General features: G+C 63.8%; 19 protein-coding genes and 1 other RNA gene. 9 read left to right on the top strand and 11 right to left on the bottom strand.

Annotation, left to right across the window (positions count from 1 at the left end; translation table 11 throughout):
- Positions 1-76: 76 nt before the first annotated feature.
- Together ssrA and MVF76_RS05635 are read left to right on the top strand one after the other, a co-directional pair.
- Positions 77-439: a transfer-messenger RNA gene (gene ssrA / locus MVF76_RS05640) on the top strand.
- Positions 440-905: 466 nt separating this feature from the next.
- Positions 906-1,544, top strand: a complete 639-nt coding sequence (locus MVF76_RS05635) for a hypothetical protein (protein ID WP_297527821.1) — start codon at positions 906-908, stop codon at positions 1,542-1,544.
- A 19-nt stretch (positions 1,545-1,563) separates the two neighbouring features.
- Here the strand turns inward: MVF76_RS05635 and MVF76_RS05630 are convergent, their stop codons facing one another.
- The 7 genes from MVF76_RS05630 to MVF76_RS05605 all read right to left on the bottom strand — a co-directional run bounded on the left by MVF76_RS05630 (position 1,564) and on the right by MVF76_RS05605 (position 11,092).
- On the bottom strand, positions 1,564-1,923 hold the full coding sequence (locus MVF76_RS05630) for a M48 metallopeptidase family protein (RefSeq protein WP_317622940.1): 360 nt from the start codon (positions 1,921-1,923) through the stop codon (positions 1,564-1,566).
- Positions 1,923-4,865 carry a type I restriction endonuclease subunit R gene (locus MVF76_RS05625; protein ID WP_297527819.1) on the bottom strand — a complete coding sequence of 981 codons (2,943 nt, stop codon included), beginning with the start codon at positions 4,863-4,865 and terminating at the stop codon, positions 1,923-1,925. The genes MVF76_RS05630 and MVF76_RS05625 overlap by 1 nt, the downstream gene beginning before the upstream one ends.
- A gap of 159 nt (positions 4,866-5,024) precedes the next feature.
- Entirely contained in the window at positions 5,025-5,687 is a 663-nt protein-coding gene (locus MVF76_RS05620) for a DUF3800 domain-containing protein (RefSeq protein WP_297527818.1), read from the bottom strand.
- Positions 5,684-6,949 carry a restriction endonuclease subunit S gene (locus MVF76_RS05615; RefSeq protein ID WP_297527817.1) on the bottom strand — a complete coding sequence of 422 codons (1,266 nt, stop codon included), beginning with the start codon at positions 6,947-6,949 and terminating at the stop codon, positions 5,684-5,686. Before MVF76_RS05615 ends, MVF76_RS05620 begins: the two co-directional genes overlap by 4 nt.
- Positions 6,946-8,769, bottom strand: coding sequence for an N-6 DNA methylase (locus MVF76_RS05610; protein WP_297527816.1), 1,824 nt, complete (start codon positions 8,767-8,769; stop codon positions 6,946-6,948). Before MVF76_RS05610 ends, MVF76_RS05615 begins: the two co-directional genes overlap by 4 nt.
- A 121-nt stretch (positions 8,770-8,890) precedes the next feature.
- Positions 8,891-9,121: a helix-turn-helix transcriptional regulator gene (locus tag MVF76_RS12985; RefSeq protein ID WP_317622937.1), complete on the bottom strand. Its 231-nt coding sequence runs from the start codon at positions 9,119-9,121 to the stop codon at positions 8,891-8,893.
- A 639-nt stretch (positions 9,122-9,760) separates the two neighbouring features.
- The gene (locus tag MVF76_RS05605) at positions 9,761-11,092 is read right to left on the bottom strand and encodes a DEAD/DEAH box helicase (RefSeq protein ID WP_297527815.1); all 1,332 of its coding nucleotides are present in this window, start codon (positions 11,090-11,092) and stop codon (positions 9,761-9,763) included.
- 382 nt (positions 11,093-11,474) lie between these two features.
- Between MVF76_RS05605 and cspE the strand changes: the two genes are divergently transcribed.
- The 4 genes from cspE to merA all read left to right on the top strand — a co-directional run bounded on the left by cspE (position 11,475) and on the right by merA (position 14,482).
- On the top strand, positions 11,475-11,678 hold the full coding sequence (cspE, locus tag MVF76_RS05600; protein WP_297527814.1) for a transcription antiterminator/RNA stability regulator CspE: 204 nt from the start codon (positions 11,475-11,477) through the stop codon (positions 11,676-11,678).
- Positions 11,679-11,893: 215 nt separating this feature from the next.
- Entirely contained in the window at positions 11,894-12,232 is a 339-nt protein-coding gene (locus MVF76_RS05595; protein WP_297527813.1) for a mercuric transporter MerT family protein, read from the top strand.
- 295 nt (positions 12,233-12,527) lie between these two features.
- Positions 12,528-12,872 carry a heavy-metal-associated domain-containing protein gene (locus tag MVF76_RS05590; RefSeq protein ID WP_297527812.1) on the top strand — a complete coding sequence of 115 codons (345 nt, stop codon included), beginning with the start codon at positions 12,528-12,530 and terminating at the stop codon, positions 12,870-12,872.
- On the top strand, positions 12,869-14,482 hold the full coding sequence (merA, locus tag MVF76_RS05585) for a mercury(II) reductase (RefSeq protein WP_297527811.1): 1,614 nt from the start codon (positions 12,869-12,871) through the stop codon (positions 14,480-14,482). Before MVF76_RS05590 ends, merA begins: the two co-directional genes overlap by 4 nt.
- Before the next feature lie 25 nt (positions 14,483-14,507).
- Here merA and arsB read toward each other — a convergent pair whose 3' ends face one another.
- From arsB to MVF76_RS05565, 4 genes are read right to left on the bottom strand one after another with little or no spacing between them, the layout of a single operon-like run.
- Positions 14,508-15,596, bottom strand: a complete 1,089-nt coding sequence (gene arsB, locus MVF76_RS05580; protein ID WP_317622939.1) for an ACR3 family arsenite efflux transporter — start codon at positions 15,594-15,596, stop codon at positions 14,508-14,510.
- A gap of 44 nt (positions 15,597-15,640) precedes the next feature.
- On the bottom strand, positions 15,641-16,081 hold the full coding sequence (gene arsC, locus MVF76_RS05575) for an arsenate reductase (thioredoxin) (protein WP_297527809.1): 441 nt from the start codon (positions 16,079-16,081) through the stop codon (positions 15,641-15,643).
- A gap of 4 nt (positions 16,082-16,085) precedes the next feature.
- Entirely contained in the window at positions 16,086-16,517 is a 432-nt protein-coding gene (locus MVF76_RS05570) for an ArsI/CadI family heavy metal resistance metalloenzyme (protein ID WP_297527808.1), read from the bottom strand.
- 32 nt (positions 16,518-16,549) lie between these two features.
- Entirely contained in the window at positions 16,550-16,903 is a 354-nt protein-coding gene (locus MVF76_RS05565) for a metalloregulator ArsR/SmtB family transcription factor (RefSeq protein ID WP_297527807.1), read from the bottom strand.
- A gap of 126 nt (positions 16,904-17,029) precedes the next feature.
- Here MVF76_RS05565 and MVF76_RS05560 point away from each other — a divergent pair, with 126 nt between their 5' ends.
- Genes MVF76_RS05560 through MVF76_RS05550 form a run of 3 tightly spaced genes read left to right on the top strand, consistent with a single transcriptional unit; the run spans position 17,030 to position 20,935 of the window.
- Entirely contained in the window at positions 17,030-18,076 is a 1,047-nt protein-coding gene (locus MVF76_RS05560; protein ID WP_297527806.1) for an efflux RND transporter periplasmic adaptor subunit, read from the top strand.
- Positions 18,054-19,814: an ATP-binding cassette domain-containing protein gene (locus MVF76_RS05555; protein ID WP_297527805.1), complete on the top strand. Its 1,761-nt coding sequence runs from the start codon at positions 18,054-18,056 to the stop codon at positions 19,812-19,814. The genes MVF76_RS05560 and MVF76_RS05555 overlap by 23 nt, the downstream gene beginning before the upstream one ends.
- Positions 19,811-20,935 (top strand): ABC transporter permease, encoded by a 1,125-nt coding sequence (locus tag MVF76_RS05550; RefSeq protein WP_297527804.1) that lies wholly within the window; start codon positions 19,811-19,813, stop codon positions 20,933-20,935. The genes MVF76_RS05555 and MVF76_RS05550 overlap by 4 nt, the downstream gene beginning before the upstream one ends.
- The last annotated feature ends 1 nt before the right edge of the window (position 20,936 follow it).

The following is a 20,936-nucleotide window of genomic DNA, read 5'->3' as shown; positions in this document are numbered from 1 at the left end:
CTTGTAAAGTACCCCGCCCGCCCCTAACATTCGGGTGGAACTTCCCGCCCCGGCGGGCGTCCAAACGTGCGAAATCGGGGGCGACCTGGTTTCGACGTGGGTTGCGAAACCCGAGGTGCATGCCGAGGATGCAGATTTCCTCGTAAATCCATCTGCAAAATATAGTTGCCAACGACGACAACTACGCACTCGCTGCTTAAAACCCAGTAGGGTGCCGTCCCACTGAAGCCGTGCCTGTGCGTTCAGGTTCGGGGCGTCGACTCTCACAGGATCGCGGTGAAGCGCTCCCGGCGCGGATCCGTTAAAACCCAACCGGGATCGCCCATGGTTTTCCCTGCCCGTCGGGTAGCCATGGGTTAAACGAATAGACGCGGATAAGCATGTAGAGCCGAGGGCGGAGAGCTCACGGACGCGGGTTCGATTCCCGCCGCCTCCACCAAACATAAAGGGCCGCCGCAAGGTGGCCCTTTTTGTTTGGTGGGGGTGGTGTGGATGAGAATCCGCGTATGCGGGTTGCCGGAGCGAAGCGCAGGTACACTTGATGGACCTCCGCAGGAGGTCCTAAGTGTCGATTCCCGCCGCCTCCACCAAATTCCCAAGGCCAACCCATCCGGGTTGGCCTTTTTCGTTGCCGAAGGCTTTGTATTGCCGCGAATTCCTGCGGAAAGCTGCTGACTTCAAGAGCCGCCTCTGCACCCTATCCTGCCCGGGATTTCTCTCTGATCCGGCCGTTCCTCTCTGTTTTCGAGAGGGCGAGCATGTAGCGAAGTCCGGAAGTCGAGAGCTAAACAATTCGAGAGATCAATAGGTTATACGCGGACGGAGCGGAAGGTTAGATGGCATGAATTGCTACCCGGCGGGTACACTGTCGCAGACTGATCGTGCAGGGAGCGTGACGAATCTGTATGAAGAAACCCTCGACCGCAAAGCTCGCCTGGCAAGGCCGCCTCCTCGGCGTGCAGCCTCGTATCCGCCTGTTGCGCTCCTTCGATGAGCGCACGCACAACTATCTGGGGTATGTCCTGCGCATCGAGGGAAGCCTTGGAGACGAGACCGGTGAATTCCTGGTCGCCATCGGCAAGGCCGCCCAGGAGAAGCACCGGTTCCAGGCCGGCATGGTGGTCAGCGGCGCCTCGGTCCCGGTGGCCGATCCCAGGATGGAGACCGCGGGCTACTACAAGACCAGCGGCCTCAAGGTGCTGGAGGAGGTGGCAGATGAGGCACCGGCTGGACCGCCCTTCCATGGCGTGCCGCCGGATCTGCCCACCTACCGGGCCCGGGGACACCGGCGCCTGGACCCGCGCACCTATGAGGCCAAGTGCACGAGCTGTATCTGGGGCTGCCGAATGCCGGTGGAGTTGCTCATCGATCCCTGGAACCCCTCCTATCGCTACCGTTTCGAAACCTTCTGCTATGGCCCCAAAAGCTGCATGTGCTACAAGGCAGGTGCCCCTCGCAAGGTCCCGGGTCGCAAGGGCATGACCTGGGTCGAGGAGGACTGGGTGGATGAGGAGGAGACGGCCCATCGCGGGCCGGATGAGTAAACAGAGGGTAGAACCCGTCTCAATATCGTATCATTTCAAGCTCACGCCACCCCGGCACATGTGCACTCATCAGTGCCTTGAAAACCCGCCCATGGCTTGAATAGCGGAGATGCAATAGTTCATGAACGATGACGTAATCCTGGAAACGCTCATCCTGTTCAACAAGGTCCGCTGACAAGGTAATTGTACCCGCTGATGAGCATGAACCCCATTTGCGACGCATTTCCTGAACCCGAACCACCTTTGGATTGACACGCAGCTTGACCGCCCACGCGATGGTGCGACGTTTGAGCTCCTGAGCCGGATAGAGCGAGCTCTTTGCAGATACCGCTCGAGGTCTCGCCCCCTTCTCACGCCGCCCCGTCCCATTGGCCTTCATCATTCACTCTCCGTCAGTGATAATTTGACCACGAGTTCAACAACGCGGGCGCGCTCTTCCTTGGAAAGCGCCAGAAGGGGTTTGTAGAGAGCCGCCCGGAAGCGCCGCTGCTCATCCGAATTCACTGCCGCATTGGGAAAGCGGATAAGCAGATCTTCGGTCTCCTTTGCGATTTCCATCGCGTCAATCCCAGCTTCAGCAAGCGCCCGATCCTGGCGCAGTGTCCAGTAGACAGAGAAGGCCCGTGGCGACAAACCGCTCTCTTGTGCCGACCTGAGTGCAGCCTCCTTTTCCTCCGCAAGTTGCGCAAGCAGGTCCATGGCTGCCAAGCCCGTGGTCTTGCGCTCCTCGAGATCCTTGAGAATGCGGTCGGCACGATCTTTCAGGGGCTGTAATACGGGTGCGGTTTCTGGATTTTCGTCCATTTCATGCTGCAACCCCCGCACCAGGTTGAACACCTTTCCCTCGTCGGGTCCTTTCTCACTACGCAATGATTCCAGAGTCTGGACGTCGAACGTCACGCTTTTTGTGAGTCGGCCCAGACCTTCCTGTGTTGCACTCTCCTCGATCAACCGTCGGGTCTTGTAGGCAAGATCCGCGACGAACCCCACCTTCTCGGCATAGTAGGCATTGCGAACTGCCGCATACAGCTGGCTCAGGTGTTTATAGGTAGCGATGTGGTCGCGCAGCTCGGGCGATGGAGACAAAATCTCCCACAAGACCTCGATGTCCTTGTAGGCGTCGAAGAAGGCCTTGCGTGCCTCCGGATCGAGGAAACGACCATAGACCAAACGCTCCAACCGTTCGTCCAAACCACCATTTGTTCCAGCCTCGAGGTACTCCTTCTCAGCGTCTGCAATCTTCTCCTGGAAGTCATGAAGCAGGACATCGAGGTCTTCGATGACGCCGCTCACATCACTGGAATCGAATTGCAAGGCCTTCTTGAGCTCGCGGAGCACACCCACGAAGTCCACCACCAACCCCACGCGCTTCTGCACGCCTTTGTCGTCCACGTAGGGACGATTGACACGGGCTATCGCCTGCAGCAGCACATGGTCGCGCATTGGCTTGTCGAGATAGAGGCAGTACAGAAGCGGCGCATCGTACCCCGTGAGCAGTTTGTCTGTGACAATCAGGATCTTGGGGTTCTCGGTCGGCTTCTTGAAGAGGAGCCGGACTTCCTCCTCCTTTTCCGGAGAGAGTTGATGCTTGGCGGCCAAAGGACGGTCGATGGCATCCGCCGCATTCGCCGTATACACGGGCTGCGACCACTCAGGGGGCAAGCGTTTGTCCAAGGCTTCCTTGTATTTGGCGCAGGCCTCGCGATTGACTGCAACGAGAAATGCCTTGTACCCCAATGGCAGCACGTTCTCCTTGAAGTGCTCCGCAACGAACGCTGCCACCTTTTCGATGCGGTCGTCCGCGGACAGGAATGTGCGAAGCCCCACTGCCCGGTCGAGCACCTTGTTGAGTTCCTCGACATCCGTCACGCCTTCACTGTCCGCCAGGGCGAAAAACTCCTTGTCCAGTTGCTCGGCGGGCACGGTCATCGTGCTCGGGGCCATCATGTGCTTGATTGGCAGTGTGGTTTCATCCTCGATGGACTCTGCGATCGAATACTTGTCGAGGTAACCCCGCTCGTCCTGGGCACCGAAGATCTTGAAGGTCCCCTCGCCCTGTGAGGTACGGGCAATTGGGGTTCCAGTGAAACCAATGATAGTAGCATTGGGCACGGCGGCCATCAGGTAAGTCCCCAGTTCCCTGGCCACGGAACGATGGGCCTCGTCGATGAAGACATAGACGTTGTCGCGGGTGCAGCTGTCCTTCTTTATCGCCTCGAACTTGTGGATCATCGAGATGATCAGGCCACGGAAGTCGGCATCCAGAAGGGCCTGCAATTCTGCTTTGTTGTTGGCCCGTTTTACCGCGATATCCTGCTGTTGCATCTCCCCCAATAGCCGTTCGACCCAGCCCTTGAGCTGGCCCTCCAGTTCGGTGCGGTCCACGACCAGCATGACGGTGGCATTGCCAAATCGGGCCTTGTCTTCCAGGATCTGTCGTGCCGCGGACAGCAAGGTAAAGGTCTTGCCGGAGCCCTGGGTGTGCCAGATCAAGCCACGGTTCCTGGCCTTGTCCAGGCACCGATCGAGGATGGCATCGATGGCGCGCCGTTGGTGCTGGCGCAGGACCGATTTGCGCGTCTCCCCGTCCTGAACGTAAAAGAGGATCCAGTGCTGCAAGGTGCGCAGAAAGTCCGTGCGCTCGAAGAACGACTGAACAGCAAAACGATAGGTCTCGTCGGGTTGCTGTTTCCAGCGCGCCATGAAACGCCGATTCACGTTCCAGGTCACCCCGTACCAGTAGTCGAGCAGATGCGTCACATTGAAGAGCTGGGGGGCGGCCAGCAGCTCCGGTGTTTCCAGTTCGTAACGACGCAGCTGCTGGATCGCCCGCTCGATGGCATTACCGTCCTTGGGGTTTTTGTGCTCGACGATACACACGGGCACACCATTGACCACGAACATCAGGTCTGCACGGTTGCCCTTGCGCGCCGGGGGCTTGATTTTCCATTCCCAGGTCACGTGAAAAGCGTTGGCTTCAACATTATCGAAGTCGATGAGCTGCACCCGCCGGTGGCGTTTCTCGGCCTCGTCGTACCATTGGCGCTCGCCCCGCAGCCAAGCCAGCAGCTCACGGTTTCCTTCGATGGTGGCCGGCAGGGCATCCAGCTTCTCCACCACCGCCCGCACCGCGTCCGCCGACAGCCACGGGTTGAACTCGGCCAGCTTGGCCTCCAGCACGTCCCGAAGGAAGGCGCCGGCCTCGCCCCCGCGGCTGGCCAGGGCCTCATAGGGCGTCAACGTCGTCCAGCCAATCTCCTCGACGTGGCGCACCATGGGGAACTGCACCGTGCCAGCCTCGCTGATCTTGAGGGTGGTCATGGCGCACCTCCGGGGCCGGAAAAAGTCAAGTGGACTTGACGGTAGCCGACAGCTATACTGGTACTCAAAGGTCCCCCCCCGATGACAAGAGCCCAAGGGGCTCTCTCCGGTAACGGAGTAGTCGGGGGGGTCGTTTTTTGTGGCGTGGCAAAACCCATATCAGTAGTAATACCTTGTTCCTGTGCGGAAAATATCGAACTCGCTCCGCAGCGCCGGCCTGATCCGGTCGTAGTGCTCCGTCTCCCCTCTCTGCCATTTGCGAAATACCGCCCAGCAGCAGTAATCCGCCACCTGCAGGCCGTAATGGGAGCGAGACTGGTGGTGCAGCACGCGGTAGCGCATCCCCGCCGGCAACATCTCAGCCAGTGTCCCGTGGATCGCTTTCTCGATGGCACGACGTTTCTTTTGCACCGGAATGGTATCGGTGATGACGATCACCTCCTCGGTATCGCCGTTCAGCTCCCTCGGCAGCACATACTTCAGTAGATAGCCCAGCATTTCTGGATAGAAGCGCCTGTCCTCCCGAAGCGCAGGGCCGGTCTTGGGCTTTTCCACGATCAGGCTGTCGATCCGCAGTCCATCCAGATGGGCGGCAATCAGCTCGAACACCCGGCGGCGCACCCGTGGATTGTCCTCGGCGCAGTGGAAATATTCGGTATCGAGTCCATACTCCAGGCAGTCGTGCTTGTAGTCGTCCAATGGCCCGTGCGGGGCGAAAGGACGGCGAGCGCTCACGCTGGTGAGCACGAAGTAGCGGGTTCCGGTAGGCGAGAAATCGAAATTCCCTGCCTCGTCGAGAAAGATGTAGGCGCACCGGCTCAAGCCGCCACCCCGCCCGAATCGGTACCGACACCCTCCAGCGCCGACAGGTCCAGTTCGTCGACCCGGATCTCGCCGGTCATCAACTTGTGGAGCAGGGCTTTGAAAAGTTCCTCCAACACAGCGCGTTTCTTGCGGTGCAGGTCGATCTTGCGTCCAATAGCATCCAGTACAGAAACGACTTCCTTTTGTTCTTCAAGCATGGGGGGAAACGGAACGAGAATTTGCTCAATGCGACTTAGAGCCAGCTTGGGTTGTGCGTTCTTGGACGTGGCACGTCCGATCTGCTCTTGACAAGCGTCACTCGCCAACGCATACATCACATACTGGGGAAGTACATCATCGCGCTCGAACACGATTTTGGCCGCATTTTCCGTAAGATTCGCATCATCCAAATGTTCTGGAACCTGGCCAACCAAACCAATGCTACCAGCGATTGAAATATAGACGTCTTTACTGGAAATTCGATAGCGACGAATGACGTCTTCATAACCAACCGGAACGAACAGAATACCTTCGTCACGCACACTGTGATCCTTGAAGTCAGTGACGCGGATATATGGACGTCCGGTATTCTCCCGAACAAGTGAAACACCTTTCGGCATCCGTTTGCCGCCTTTGACGACTCCGAGCTGAGCAACGGGTATTGCAGCCCAACTCTCCGGCACCGGCCCAATATCAGTTTCCTTCTGCGGCTCACCGCGCAGGCCACGCGTGAACAGCTCACGCATGGCGGCACGTTTAAGATTATGGGCTGTTGAAATAATCGAACCCTCTTGTTCGATCTTCTCTACGAGGTTCCGAAGTATCAATCCGATGGCTACCTGCTCGGCTCTCTCAGGAAAGGGGATATCGAGGTCGTTCAAAGTCGCTTTGTTGACGCTTGCAAACGTCGACCCCGTAGCTCTTCCTTCGAGGACTGGCTTTGAATAGAACAATGCGAAATAGAGGAACCATGGATCAGTTCTTGACCCGGCGCGGATCGCAGCAATACCGCGGCCGATGACGCAATCGCTGGTAGCAATGTTCACATCACCAACGGGCGCCCTGACGGACATCAGGATATCTCCCGCCGCCGCAAACTTTCTCCCAGCGTTACACCATTTCCTAGGAATTGGATGCAACAGACCAAAATCTGCCTTGCCTTGAAAGAAAGGCAGGCCATCACCCACATCGTTATAGGACGATGAAGGCGGTGACTGACCAAGAATAACCTCTGCGACCCCTGGATCGCCGAGTCTGACAGTACTGATCCGACCACTCATTGAAGCTTCTCCAACAGGGAGAATAGTGCTTGGTCGCCTTCGTGTGCTGCGATCGACAACTTCTTCAATTCACTAACTAATTCTTTAACCGAGCCGTGTTCAGCATCAGATATCTGCTCCACCCACCGACTCGGACTCAGGTTGTAATCCGCCTCCCGCGCCTGCTCAATGGTGATCACTGCCAGCTCACCCTCGACCGGCTCCCCCTTCAAGTACATCGCGGCCAGAGGCCGAATGTCTTCCTCGGGCAGGTAGTTCTTGGGCCGGCCCTTCCTGAAACGCTTGCTGGCATTGAGCAGCACGATCTTGCCCTTGCGGGAGGCCGGTTTGCGCTTGTTCAGTACTACGATGACGCCGGCGGCGGTGGTGTTGTAGAAGAGGTTCTCCGGCAGCAGGATCACGCCGTCGATGTAGTCGTGCTCGACGAACCATTTGCGGATATTGCGCTCCTTGTCTTCGTTCTTCGATCCCGAGCCTCGGGTGACCGCGCCCGTGTCGAGCACCACCGCCGCACGGCCATCGTCATCCATGCAGGCCAGTGTGTGCTGCAGCCAGGCCCAGTCACCCTTGCCGCTGGTGATGCCCCCTGCCGGGCGGAAGCGGTCGAAGGGGTCGTTGGCGAAGATGTCCGTGTTGAAGGGCTGGTTCCACATGGGATTGGCGACGACGATATCGAATTGCTTCAGCGTGCCATCCGGGTTGCGAAACTTGGGGTTGATCATGGTGTCGCCGCGTGCGAGTTCCACTTCCATGTCGTGGATGATGGCGTTCATCTGCGCGACGGCGTAGCTCTCGGCCTGGAGTTCCTGTCCGTACAGCTTGAGCGGCACCCGGCTGGTGGGATCGAGTTCGCGGGCGACGAGCTGCAACTTGATGAGTAGGCCTGCCGAACCGCAAGCGTAATCGTGGCAGGTCTCACCAGGCCTCGGCCGGAGGATATGGGCCATGAGGAAACCCACCTCGGTCGGGGTAAAGAACTCGCCAGCGCTCTGACCCGAGCCTTCCGCGAACTTGCGCAGCAGGTATTCGTAGGCCCTCCCAAGGAAATCGGGCTGCACATCGGCCAATCCCAGCCGGTAGCGCGGATCGGAGAAGGTTTCGACGACCCCACGCAGCTTGGCGGGATTGATGTCGCGCTCGCCGTTACGCTCGGCGGCGAAGTCCACCACGTCGATGACGCCCGACAGCGCCGGGTTGTGTTTGGCCACCGCCCGCACCGCGCGTGTCAGGTGCTCGCCGATATCCTTGGGCGCGGTCGAACGGCCCTTCTGATCCAGGGGCCAATCGTAGGATTCCCGCCCGCTAATGATCCCCCAACGAGCCTCGGGTGGGAGGTAGAACCGTAGCAGGGAATGGTCCGACTCGGCGATTTCGAGGGCGGTTTCCCGGTCGCCGTATTCCTCGGCGAGGCGGTCTATTTCGTCATCGAAGACATCAGAGAGGCGCTTGAGGAACAGCAGGGGGAGCAGATAATCCTTGAACTTCGCAGCATCCTTTTCGCCGCGAATGGAACAGGCCGCATCCCAGAGCATCTGTTCCATCGGCTTCGTGGTGGGCTCGCTACTGGCCGGACGCCGCTTTCGTCGCCGCGACACCCTGACCGCCGCTTCCGATGCATCCTGAGGCCCCTCGATGTCCGCTTCCCGCGCCAACTCGGCGATGGCCTCCCTGGCCGCCCGCTGGGGCCTGGTGCCCCCACTCTCCCAGCGATTGACTGTGGCAAAGGAAACACCCAGACGCTCTGCGAGCTGTTCCTGAGTGAGATTGAGCTTGGCGCGAATGGCGCGAAGCGTTGCTGGCAAGGAATCTGTATCTGTCATGTTTGCAATATATGCGATATCGCAAACATTTTCAACCCTCAGTGGCCCGCAGCAACTCTTGACATGCTTAACCCTTTACAAACAATGCGTTATATCGCGATACCACTTGGCGCCAGCTTCACTAACTTGCAGAATCTTTCACCAGGCGAGGGCCCATGTTTGCTGCCTCTGCCGTCGAAGACCTCAGACACTGTTCCTCATAGGCTTCAACGTCAACGATTCGGTATAGCACGCGGCCATGCAGTTTCAGATATTGGGGGCCAAGCCCCTCTCCACGCCAGCGCTCGAGAGTAGCCTCACTCAGGCGCCAGCGTGCGGCAAGTTCGCGTTGGGTCAGATGGCGAATTTCCATGGCTGCCTCCTAATGTCGGATTCGGGAGGCTCATGAAGGCTCGTGGGGGCATGAATAGCAAGTTACGGGATAAGGGTTCGATTCCGGGTGTCGGAATCGAATCGGTTGGCCGCTATGGCGGTTTACGGGCAAAGGTCAGGATTGAAGGCACGCAGCTTTCCGCTGGCTTCTCAATCAGTTATCACGCTCTATAAGGCATCATCATCCTTCTCAGAAGCGAAGGTTTGTAGCGGGAGACCCATCCAGCACCAAACATAAAGGGCCGCCGCAAGGCGGCCCTTTTTGTCTGGTGGGGGTGGTGTGGATGAGAGCCCGCGTTTGCGGGTTGCCGAAGCGAGGCGCAGGTACACTTGATGGACCTCCGCAGGAGGTCCTAAGTGTCGATTCCCGCCGCCTCCACCAATACCGCAAGGCCAACCCGGACGGGTTGGCCTTCAGGGTGTCGTCGATGCGGACGGAAACGCTCATTTCAGTACCCTCGATCCATTTACCACAATTGTAGCCGCGCGAAGATTTTGCAACCATGCGCCTGCCCCATCTCGCCGCCCGCCTCCGCCATGCGCAGATCGCCAGACGTAACCGGGAAACCCGCGCGCACGGGCACGGCACCAGGCGAACCCAGTCTCCTGTACGACCAAATCAGTCTCGCCGACCGGCCGGACGTCCGCCCCCCTGACGCTTGCCACCGCCGGGCCGTCGACGACGGGGATTGCTGTTGTCGCTCTCGTGGCGACGGGTGCCTCGCGCGGCGTGGCCACTGCCGCCCGACTTGTGCCGCTGCCCGCCGTTGCCACCATGGTTGCGCCGGCCCTGCCGGATCGGTTCGGGGCGAATGGAGGGATCGGGTTCAAAGCCTTCGACGACCACCTTGTCGATGCTGCGCTTCATCACGCGTTCGATGTCGCGCAGCAGCTTGTGCTCGTCCACGCACACCAGAGAAACGGCCTCGCCCGAGTTGCCGGCGCGACCGGTACGACCGATGCGGTGCACGTAATCCTCGGGCACGTTGGGCAGCTCGTAGTTGACGACATGCGGCAACTGATCGATATCCAGACCACGCGCCGCGATGTCGGTCGCCACCAGCACCCGCGCCTTGCCGCGCTTGAAGTCGGCCAGGGCCCGGGTACGCGCACCCTGGCTCTTGTTGCCGTGAATGGCCGTGGCACTCAGACCGTCACGCTCGAGCTGCTCGGCGAGCCGGTTGGCGCCGTGCTTGGTGCGGGTGAACACCAGCACCTGGCGCCAGTTGCCGGCACCGATCAGATAGGACAGCAGGGCGCGCTTGCGATCGCGGTCGACCGGATGCACGCGCTGGGTGACTGCAACGGCGGTGCTGTTGCGACGGGCGACCTCGATCACCTGCGGCGATCTCAGCAGACCTTGCGCCAGGCGCTTGATCTCGTCGGAGAAGGTCGCGGAGAACAGCAGCGTCTGGCGTGCCTTCGGAATCGCCGCCAGCAGGCGCCGGATGTCGGGCAGGAAACCCATGTCCAGCATGCGGTCGGCCTCGTCCAGCACCAGGATCTCGATGGCGGACAGATCGACGGTGCGCTGGTTCAGGTGGTCGAGCAGACGACCGGGCGTGGCGATCAGCACATCCACGCCCTGGCGCAGGCGCTTGATCTGGGGAGTGATGCTGACCCCGCCGTGGACGGTGACCGAACGCAGCGGCAGATGCCGGCCGTAGTCGCGGACGCTGTCGGCCACCTGGGCGGCGAGTTCGCGGGTCGGGGTCAGCACCAGCGCGCGCGGCGCCTTGCCGCGACGTTGCGAGGCGCCGAGCCGCTGCAGCATCGGCAGCACGAAACCGGCCGTCTTGCCGGTGCCGGTCTGGGCGGCCGCCATCAGGTCGGCACCGTCCAGGGCCGGCGGAATGGCACGGGCCTGGATGGGCGTAGGGGACTCATAGCCTTGATCGGACAGGGCACGCAACAGCTCGGCCGACAGGCCGAGGGACTGGAAGGTATTCAATGGATAATGCTCCTGGAACCGTCTGTGCCCCCGGGGGGATTCGGTCCAGACGCAATTCACTGGGTTTGACTTCGAGGCTTGCCGGAATGGGGGACCGCGAGGCCGCGATCGCTGACCGAGCGGCGATGCGGATGTGCATCCTAGCACGGATCGTGCCGGAATGCTTGCCGGATCCTGTCGAAGCCGCTTTCGACCCCGGCTGCCGAGTCCGAAAAAATCGCCTGCCCCGGCTCGCATTCGGCGAATTCTTCACCTATACTCAAACGCGATTGCAAATTATTGAGTGCACTCGGCGGTCCCTCCCGGTTCGTTCTGAAAGTTCCCTCGATTATCTGCAAGTCGACACATCTTCTTTTTTGCTTTTGTCAAGGTAAGTTTCATTATGGCTACAGGCACTGTTAAGTGGTTCAACGAATCCAAGGGTTACGGTTTCATCACCCCGGCAGACGGCGGCAAGGACGTGTTCGTTCACTTCTCGGCCATCCAGGGCAGCGGTTTCAAGACCCTGGCCGAGGGACAGAGCGTCAGCTTTGAAGTCGAGCAGGGCCCGAAGGGACCGCAGGCTTCCAACGTCGTCGCCCAGTAACGAAACCTCGTCGCGGAACGGAAGGACCCCGCAGCCGGCTGCGGGGTCTTTTCTTTTCCGATCCCGCAAAAGAAGCCGGGCCGCGCACCCGCGGTTGCCGCCACCCCGCGCCATCCCGCTGCAATCTGCACCATCCCGCGTCCCGCCCCTTGACTCCGTACCCTGCTCCGGGGTTCACAATGCCTCCAACGGTTTCCATCGGAGGACGCATCGACATGAGACCCAACCGCTCCCTCTGGGCGGCCGTGGTTGCCGGCATCGGTGCCTCACTGTGCTGTGTCGCGCCGCTGGTCCTGCTGACCCTGGGCCTGGGCGGCGCCTGGATCAGCCAGCTCACGGCGCTGGAACCCTGGCGCCCGCTCTTCGTCGCCATCACCCTGCTGTTCCTGGCCCTGGCCTTTCGCCACCTCTACCTGCGCCCGCCCGCCTGTGAACCGGGACAGGCCTGCGCCGATCCCCGCACCCTGCGCAACCAGCGGCGGCTGTTCTGGCTGGTCAGCATTCCACTCCTGGCACTGCTGGCCTTCCCCTGGTATGCGCCCCTGTTTTATTAACCCGGCAACCAAATATGTCGTGTTCAGCCGTGCTGTGCCGGTCCACAGCAAGGCGTCGGCGCGCCGCTGTAGCACCCTTACAGCAAGCGACGACAACGCAGACTGTGGACCGGCACAGCCCGGCCTTTCCCTCGATCTTGAATAGGTAAGGGATGCAGAGAAAGCCCCTGTCCGGCGTTGTGGCTCTTGCCAAGGGCTGGGCCATTGCCTGCGAGCCACGCCTTGTTCAGCGGCTTTCTCTGCATCCTGAACACGACATATTTGGTTACCGGGTTAATACTGAAAGGAGACTGGCATGCTTCGCATGTTTTTGCTTCTGAACGCCCTGCTCGCCCTCACCGGCTGTGACGCCGGCGGACCGGAGGCCACCTCCCAGATCGCACCGCAGGCCGTGGCGCGCACCGTTGAAATCGAACTCTCGGTCCCCGGCATGACGTGCCCCGCCTGCCCGATCACGGTACGCAAGGCGCTGGAGGCCGTACCGGGCGTAGGGGCAGTCGAGGTGGATTTCGACCACAAGACCGCGCGGGTACGCTACGATCCCGATCGCGCCACGCCGGAACAGTTGCTGCAGGCCACGGCCAATGCCGGCTATCCCGCGCAACCCGTTCTTGCCAACCGAACCGGAGAATCGCCATGAGCCGGCACTACCGCATCCACGGATTGACCTGTGACCACTGTGTGCTCACCGCCACCGAGGCACTGGAGGCACTGCCCGGCGTGCGGGCCGAGATCCGGCTCGCCGACGGCGACGCCCGCATCGAGGCCCCGGCCTCGGTCTCCGACGCGCAGCTCGCGGCCGCACTCGCGCCCCATGGCTTCCGGCTGGAGCCGGCCCGAGGACCGGATGCGGATGGATTGCGGATCGCCATCATCGGCAGCGGCTCGGCGGCCTTCGCCGCCGCATTGACCGCCGCGGACGCGGGCGCCTCGGTCACCCTGGTCGAGCGCGACACCCGCATCGGCGGCACCTGTGTGAATGTCGGCTGCGTGCCCTCCAAGATCATGATCCGCGCGGCACAGATCGCCCACCTGCAGCAGGCCCACCCCTTCGACGGGCTGGCACACACCCGCCCCGCCGTCGACCGCGCCCGGCTGCTGGCCCAGCAGCAGGCCCGGGTCGATGCCCTGCGCCAGGCCAAGTACGAGGACATCCTGGCCGCACGGCCGGAACTGACCCTGATCCGCGGAGAGGCACGGTTTGCGGACGCGCACACCCTCGTCGTCGACGAAGGGGACGGCCGCGAACGCCGCCTGCAGGCAGACCGTATCCTGATCGCCACCGGATCACGCCCGTACATCCCGGACATCCCCGGCCTTGCCGACAGCCCTTTCTGGACCTCCACCGAGGCCCTGGAAGCGGCCGAACTGCCCCGGCACCTGCTGGTGCTGGGCGGCTCGGTGGTGGCGGTGGAGCTGGCACAGGGCTTCCGCAGGCTGGGCTGCGAGGTGACCCTGCTGGCACGCAGCCGATTGTTGTCGCGCGCGGACCCAGCACTGGGCGAGGGCCTGCGCGCCCAGTTCGAGGCGGAAGGCATCCGCGTGCTGACCGACATGCTGCCACAGGCGGTGCGCCACGGCGCGGACGGCTTCGAGCTGGACACGCCGGCGGGCACCCTGCGCGGTGACCGGCTACTGGTGGCCACCGGCCGGCAGCCGAACACGGATCGGCTCGATCTCGATGCCGCGGGCATCGACACCGATGCCCGCGGTGCCATCCGGGTGGATGCCGGACTGCGCACCTCTGCCGCCGACGTCTTCGCCGCGGGCGACTGCACCGACCTGCCGCAGTACGTCTATGTCGCGGCCGCCGCCGGCACGCGCGCCGCGATCAACATGACCGGCGGCGAGGCGAGCCTGGACCTCGAGGTCCTGCCCGCCGTGGTATTCACCGACCCCCAGGTCGCCACCGTGGGCCTGGACGAGGCACGTGCCGCCGGACAGGGCATCGCCATCGACAGCCGCACCCTGCCGCTCGCCCAGGTGCCGCGCGCACTGGCCAATTTCGACGAACGCGGATTCATCAGGCTGGTCGCGGAACGCGACAGCGGCCGCCTGCTCGGCGCACAGATACTGGCGGCCGAAGCGGGCGAACTCATCCAGAGCGCCGCGCTCGCCATCCGCAACCGGATGACGGTCGACGACCTGGCGGGGGAACTCTTTCCCTACCTGACCATGGTCGAGGGCCTCAAGCTCTGCGCCCAGACCTTCCGCAAGGACGTGTCGCAGCTCTCCTGCTGCGCGGGTTGACTGGGTAAATCCGTCAGGTTCCCGGCTAGCCGGCGCGCCCGTGGGCGTGCATGTCCGGCGGGCAGCAGACCTCGTGCGGCACCACGCCCTCGCGCGCCTCGTACCAGCCCCGGCTGGCGTTGACCCAGCGCACCACCAGCAGCATCACCGGCACCTCGATGAGCACGCCGACCACGGTGGCCAGCGCGGCGCCGGACTCGAAGCCGAACAGCGCAATCGCGGTGGCCACCGCCAGCTCGAAGAAATTGCTGGCACCGATCAGCGCCGATGGCCCGGCCACGCAGTGCGGCGTCCGGAAGGCCCGGTTCAGCAGGTAGGCCAGCCCCGAGTTGAAGAAGACCTGGATGAGGATGGGTACCGCCAGCAAGGCGATGACCAGTGGCTGGGCGATGATCTGCTCGCCCTGGAAACCGAACAGCAGCACCAGCGTGGCCAGCAGCGCGGCCAGCGACAGCGGGTGCAGGCGGTCCAGCACCCGCTGCAGGCGCAGCCAGCCATGCTCGTGATCCAGCAGCCAGCGTCGCCACAGGTTGGCGAGGGTCAGCGGCACCACGATGTACACCAGCACCGACAGCAGCAGGGTGTCCCAGGGCACAGTGATGGCTGCCAGCCCCAGCAGCAGGCCGACGATGGGCGCGAAGGCGAACACCATGATGACGTCGTTGAGCGCCACCTGCGACAGGGTGAAATGCGGCTCGCCACGCGACAAGTGGCTCCACACGAAGACCATCGCGGTACAGGGCGCTGCGGCCAGGATGATCAGGCCAGCGATGTAGGACTCGATCTGGTCGGCAGGCAGCAGCGGCCGGAACAGCCAGCCCACGAACAGCCAGGCCAGCAGCGCCATGGAGAAGGGCTTCACCGCCCAGTTCACGAACAGGGTCACCCCGACGCCGCGCCAGTGCTGACGCACCCCCTTGAGCGCCCGCAGGTCCACCTTGAGCAGCATGGGAATGATCATCAGCCACACCAGCACCGCCACCGGCAGGTTCACCCGTGCCACCTCGAGCGCGCCCACGGCCTGGAAGAAGTCGCTGAAGAAATGACCCAGGCCGATGCCCGCAGCGATGCACAGGAAGACCCACAGGCTGAGATAGCGCTCGAAGAAGCCCATCCCGGCACCCGCTGCCTGCTTCGCGGTGGTTTCGCACTGGACGCTCATGCTTCCTTCTCCCGGTCGATGTTCGACTTACGCAGACGCTCGATCAGGTCGGCCACCCGCTGGCGGATATCATCGCGCGAGGCGCGGAACACGGCCATGATCTCGTCCTCCGCCCCGCTCGCCCGGGCCGGATCGTCCAGCGCCCAGTGTTCCTTCGAGGTGCCCGGCGGCAGTACCGGGCAGTGCTCGTCGGCATGGCCGCACAGGGTCACCACATGATCGGCCCAGGCCAGCATGTCGTCCGTGAGCCGGGTCGAGTCCTGCTCACTGATGTCCACGCCGGCCTCGGCCATGACGGCAATGGCACGCGGGTTCTTGCCGTGGGCCTCGATACCCGCGGAACGCACCTCCAGGTCGGGGCCGCCCAGCGCCCGTGCCCAGCCCTCGGCCATCTGCGAGCGACAGGCGTTGCCGGTACAGAGAAAGAGCACGTGCATGGACTCAACCCCCGCAACCGCCGCCCATCCCGGGCACACAGCAGCGGCCATCGGATGCCGGGCGCTCGCTGAACACGGCCGCCTCGCCCAGGGTATGGAAGGCCTCCCAGGCCACGCCCTGCGGGTCCATGGTCCAGTACTTGTCGGACTCCGCATAGCAGCAGGCAGCGCCACGCTGCGGTGCGCCGGGCAGCCCGGCGGCCTGGATGCGCGCCTCGATGGCGGCCAGCTCGCCGGCATCCTCGGCCTGCAGGCCGAGATGGTCGAGCCCGGACTCGCCGCGGGTGGAAATCGCGAAGTTCATGCGCGGGTCGTCGAGCTGCCACTTGGCGTAGTCCTCGCGCGTGACGCTCGGCTCGGCGCCGAACAGCGCCCGGTAGAAACGGATGGATTGGTCGAGGTCCTCGACCGCGATGTGTACATGCAAACGGGCCATGACGGTCTCCTTCCCTGTTCGGGTGCAGCGGTTCAGGCGCAGCAGCTCGCGCCCGGTCGGTCGGGCATGCCGCACAGGGCGGCACGATCGGATACGAAGGGTTCCAGGCGGGCGGCACCACGTGCACTGGCCTCCAGCACATCCTGTGCCCAGCGCGGCAGATCGGGCCGCAGCCGGTAGTAGATCCACTGGCCCTGGCGGCGGGCCGCCACCACCCCGCCCTCGCGGAGCAGCGCCAGATGGCGCGAGATCTTGGGTTGGATCTCGCCCAGGGCGTGGGTGAGTTCGCACACGCACAGCTCCCCTTCCCGCGCCAGCAGCACCAGCAGGCGCAGCCGGGTCTCGTCGGCGAGCAGCTTGTGCAGTTCAACGGGCTTTATATTCATAGTTCCATATATATGCCAAGCCGAATATAAATGCAACCATGGGATCTACAGGGCATCCGGCCGGTGCTGGTACCGACCCGTTGCCCCGCGCTACCATGCAGGCCGGCGTTCACCGGAGGAGCCGGCATGTCCAGGAAACTCGTTCCCCTCATCATCCTGCTGCTGGCCAGCCTGGGCCTCGGGTGGACCTGGCAGCGCCAGGCCGACCAGAACGCCGATGCCGATGTGTTGCGGCTTTACGGCAATATCGATATCCGTGAAATCCAGCTCGCCTTCAATGGCAGCGAGCACCTGGACGAGATCCTGGTCGAGGAAGGCGCGCGGGTGACGGCGGGACAGGTGCTGGCCCGGCTGCATCGCGAGCGTCTGCAGGCTGCCGCGGCCGCCGCCGAGGCCCGTCTCGCCGCCCAGGTGCAGGCGGTGGCGGCACTGGAGGCCGGTACCCGTCCCGAGGAAATCGAGCAGGCCCGCGCGGCGCTCGCCGCGGCGCGCGCCGATGCCCAGGCCGCCGAACGGACCTACCGGCGCATCGCCGGCCTGGCCCAGCGCAAGCTCGCTTCGCAGGAGCAGCTCGACGAGGCCCGTGCCCGCCGCGATGCCGCGCTTGCCCATGTCGAGCAGACACGTGCCGCGCTGGCGCTGGCCGAGGCCGGGCCGCGCGCCGAGGACATCGCCGCGGCACGTGCCGTACGCGATGCGCTGGCCGCGGAGCTGGCGCTGGCACGGCAGGCGCTCGCGGATGCGGAACTCAAGGCCCCCGCCGACGGCATCATCCGCGACCGCATCCTGGAGCCGGGCGACTTCGCCACCCCGCAGACGCCGGTGCTCACCCTGGCGCGCATCGACCCGGTGTGGGTGCGCGCCTTCGCACCCGAGCCCACGCTGGGCCGCATCCGCCCGGGACTGCCCGCACGCATCCGCACCGACAGCTTCCCCGGCAAGAGCTACCGGGGATGGGTCGGCTACATATCGCCCACTGCCGAGTTCACGCCCAAGACAGTGGAGACACCCGACCTGCGCACCCGCCTGGTCTACCGGCTGCGCATACCTGTATGCAACCCGAACGGGGAATTGCGGCTGGGCATGCCGGTCACCGTGGAAATCGACACCACGGCGGAGCCCCTGGCCAATCCCGGCGACACCCTGTGCCATGCCGCCGATGCCCGGCCCTGAGGCTGCGCCGGCGCTGCGCGCCGAGGGGGTGACCCGCCGCTTCGGCGGCACACCGCCGGTCACGGCGCTGGACGGTGTCGGCCTCGAGGTACGCCCCGGGCAGGTCACCGGCCTGATCGGCCCCGACGGCGCCGGCAAGACCACCTTCATGCGCCTCGCCTGCGGCCTGCTGCGGGCCGACGCCGGCCGCATCGAGTGCCTGGGCATCGATGTCGGCCGCGATCCGGTCTCGGTGCAGGAACGGGTGGGCTACATGCCGCAACGCTTCGGGCTCTACGAGGACCTGAGCGTTCAGGAAAATCTCGACCTCTATGCCGACCTGCAGAACCTTCCCGAAGCGGAGCGCCCGGCGCGCTATGCCGAACTCATGCACATGACCGGCTTGGGCCCCTTCACCGACCGCCTGGCGGGACGGCTGTCGGGCGGCATGAAGCAGAAACTGGGTCTGGCCTGTACCCTGGTGCGCCCGCCGCGACTGCTGCTCCTGGACGAACCGACAGTCGGCGTCGACCCGGTCTCGCGCCGGGAACTCTGGCAGATCGTCTACCGGCTGGTACGTGAACAAGGCATGGCGGTATTGCTGAGTACCGCCTACCTCGACGAGGCGGAACGCTGCGACCGCGTGGTCATCCTGCACCATGGCCGGGTGCTGGGCGAGGGCAGTCCGCAAGGCTTCCGCGAGGCGATGCGCGGGCGGGTACATCATGCCCGGCTCGCCGGCGTCGGCAAGCGCAGCTTGCTCATGGCGCTGCAACGCACCGGAGACATCCTCGATGCGGTGATCGAGGGCAGTCGGGTACGGCTGGTCACGACCGGGGATCGCTTGCCGGACCTGAGCCATCTGAACGAGGCGGGACAGGCAGTGGAGACCCGGGCCGCGGAGCCACGCTTCGAGGACTGGTTCATCACTCGCTTGTGCGAGGAAGGCACGTCCGCCGCCCTGGCCGAACCGCCCGCCGAGGCGCACAAGGCGACAGACGACCGGGTCATCGAGGTAACCGGCGCGGAACGCCGCTTCGGCACCTTTCTGGCCGTACACGACGTCAGCTTCTCGGTGCGGCGCGGCGAGGTGTTCGGCCTGCTCGGCGCCAACGGCGCCGGCAAGTCCACCCTGTTCCGCATGCTCTGCGGCCTGCTGCCCGCTTCCGGTGGCCGGTTGCGGGTTGCCGGCGTCGACCTGCGCCAGGCGCCGGCCCATGCCCGGGCACGCATCGGCTACATGGCGCAGCGCTTCTCTCTCTACGCCGAACTCACCGTTGCCGAGAATCTTGCTTTCTTCGCGCGCGCCTACGGCCTGGGCGGACAGGCGAGCCGGCAGCGCATCGACTGGGCGCTGGCGACCTTCGAGCTCGGTCCCCTTCGTCGCCAGGCCGCCCGCAACCTGCCGCTGGGCTTCAAGCAGCGGCTGGCGCTCGCCGCCGCCCTGCTCCACGAACCGGACATCCTGTTCCTCGACGAGCCGACCTCCGGGGTCGATCCCGTCGCGCGGCGCGAGTTCTGGTCGCGCATCAATGCGCTGTCGCTTGCGGGTACCACCGTGCTGGTGACCACCCACTTCATGGAAGAGGCGGAATACTGCGACCGGCTGGTGATCATGGCCGAGGGCCGGGTGCTCGCCGAGGGCAGCCCGGAGGCCATGCGCGAGCAGGCCCGCAGTGCCGAATGTCCCGATCCGACCCTGGAGGAGGCGTTCATTCGCCTGCTGGAACAGCATCGACGGAGGGAGGCGGCGGCATGACGCCCCCCGGCAACCGCCGCCTGCGTGGCATGATGCGCAAGGAATCGCTGCAGATCCTGCGCGACCCGTCCAGCCTCGCCATCGCCTTCGTGCTGCCGATCGTGCTGCTGATCGTGTTTGGCTACGGCGTCTCGCTCGACGCCCGCGAAGTGCCGATCGCCATCGTGGTCGACCGGCCGGATGCGGCCACTGCGCGCTTCACCAGCGGCTTCCTGCACAACGAGTATTTCGTACCGCACTTCGTCGACAGCATCCAGGCGGCGGAGACGGCGATGCGCCGCCACCAGTTCGACGGCATCCTGTGGCTGCGGGGCGACTTCGGCCGCGCGCTGGCGGCTGGTCGTCAGCCGCGCATCGGACTCATTCTCCACGGCGTCAACGCCAATCAGGCACGCCTGATCCAGGGCTACGTCGAGGGCGTCTGGCAACGCTGGCTGCAGGATCTTGCCGCGGATCGCGGCATCGAGCCGGACATTCCGGTGGCCATGGAATCCCGGATCTGGTTCAACCCGGCGGTGCGCAGCCGCAACTTTCTGGTACCGGGGCTGGTTGCGGTCATCATGACCCTGATCGGCGCGCTGCTCACGGCGATGGTCGTCGCCCGCGAATGGGAACGCGGCACCATGGAAGCGATGATGGTCACGCCCATCCGGGTACCGGAGGTCCTGCTCGGCAAGCTCGCACCCTACTTCGTGCTGGGCATGGGCGGGATGCTGCTGACGGTGGCGCTATCGCAGTGGCTGTTCCGGGTGCCGCTGCTCGGCAGCTTCTGGGTGTTGCTGCTGACCTCCGCCCTGTTCATGCTGACCGCGCTGGGCATGGGCCTGCTGATCTCGATCGTCGCCCGCAACCAGTTCGTGGCCGGACAGATCGCCATCATCGTCACCTTCCTGCCGGCCTTCATCCTGTCCGGTTTCATTTTCGATATCGGTTCCATGCCCACGGTCGTGCAGTGGATCACCCACCTGGTTCCCGCACGCTATTTCGTGGCCATCCTGCAGAGCCTGTTCCTCGCCGGCGACGTCTGGTCGGTGATACTGCCCAACAGCCTGGCGCTGGCGATCATGGCCGCCCTGTTCCTGGGCCTGGTCCGCCGACGCATGCACAAGCGGCTGGACTGAC

The sequence above is a fragment of the Thiohalobacter sp. genome, from assembly GCF_027000115.1.
Classification (GTDB): Bacteria; Pseudomonadota; Gammaproteobacteria; order Thiohalobacterales; family Thiohalobacteraceae; genus JALTON01.
This window is presented reverse-complemented; position numbering and strand designations above follow the sequence as displayed.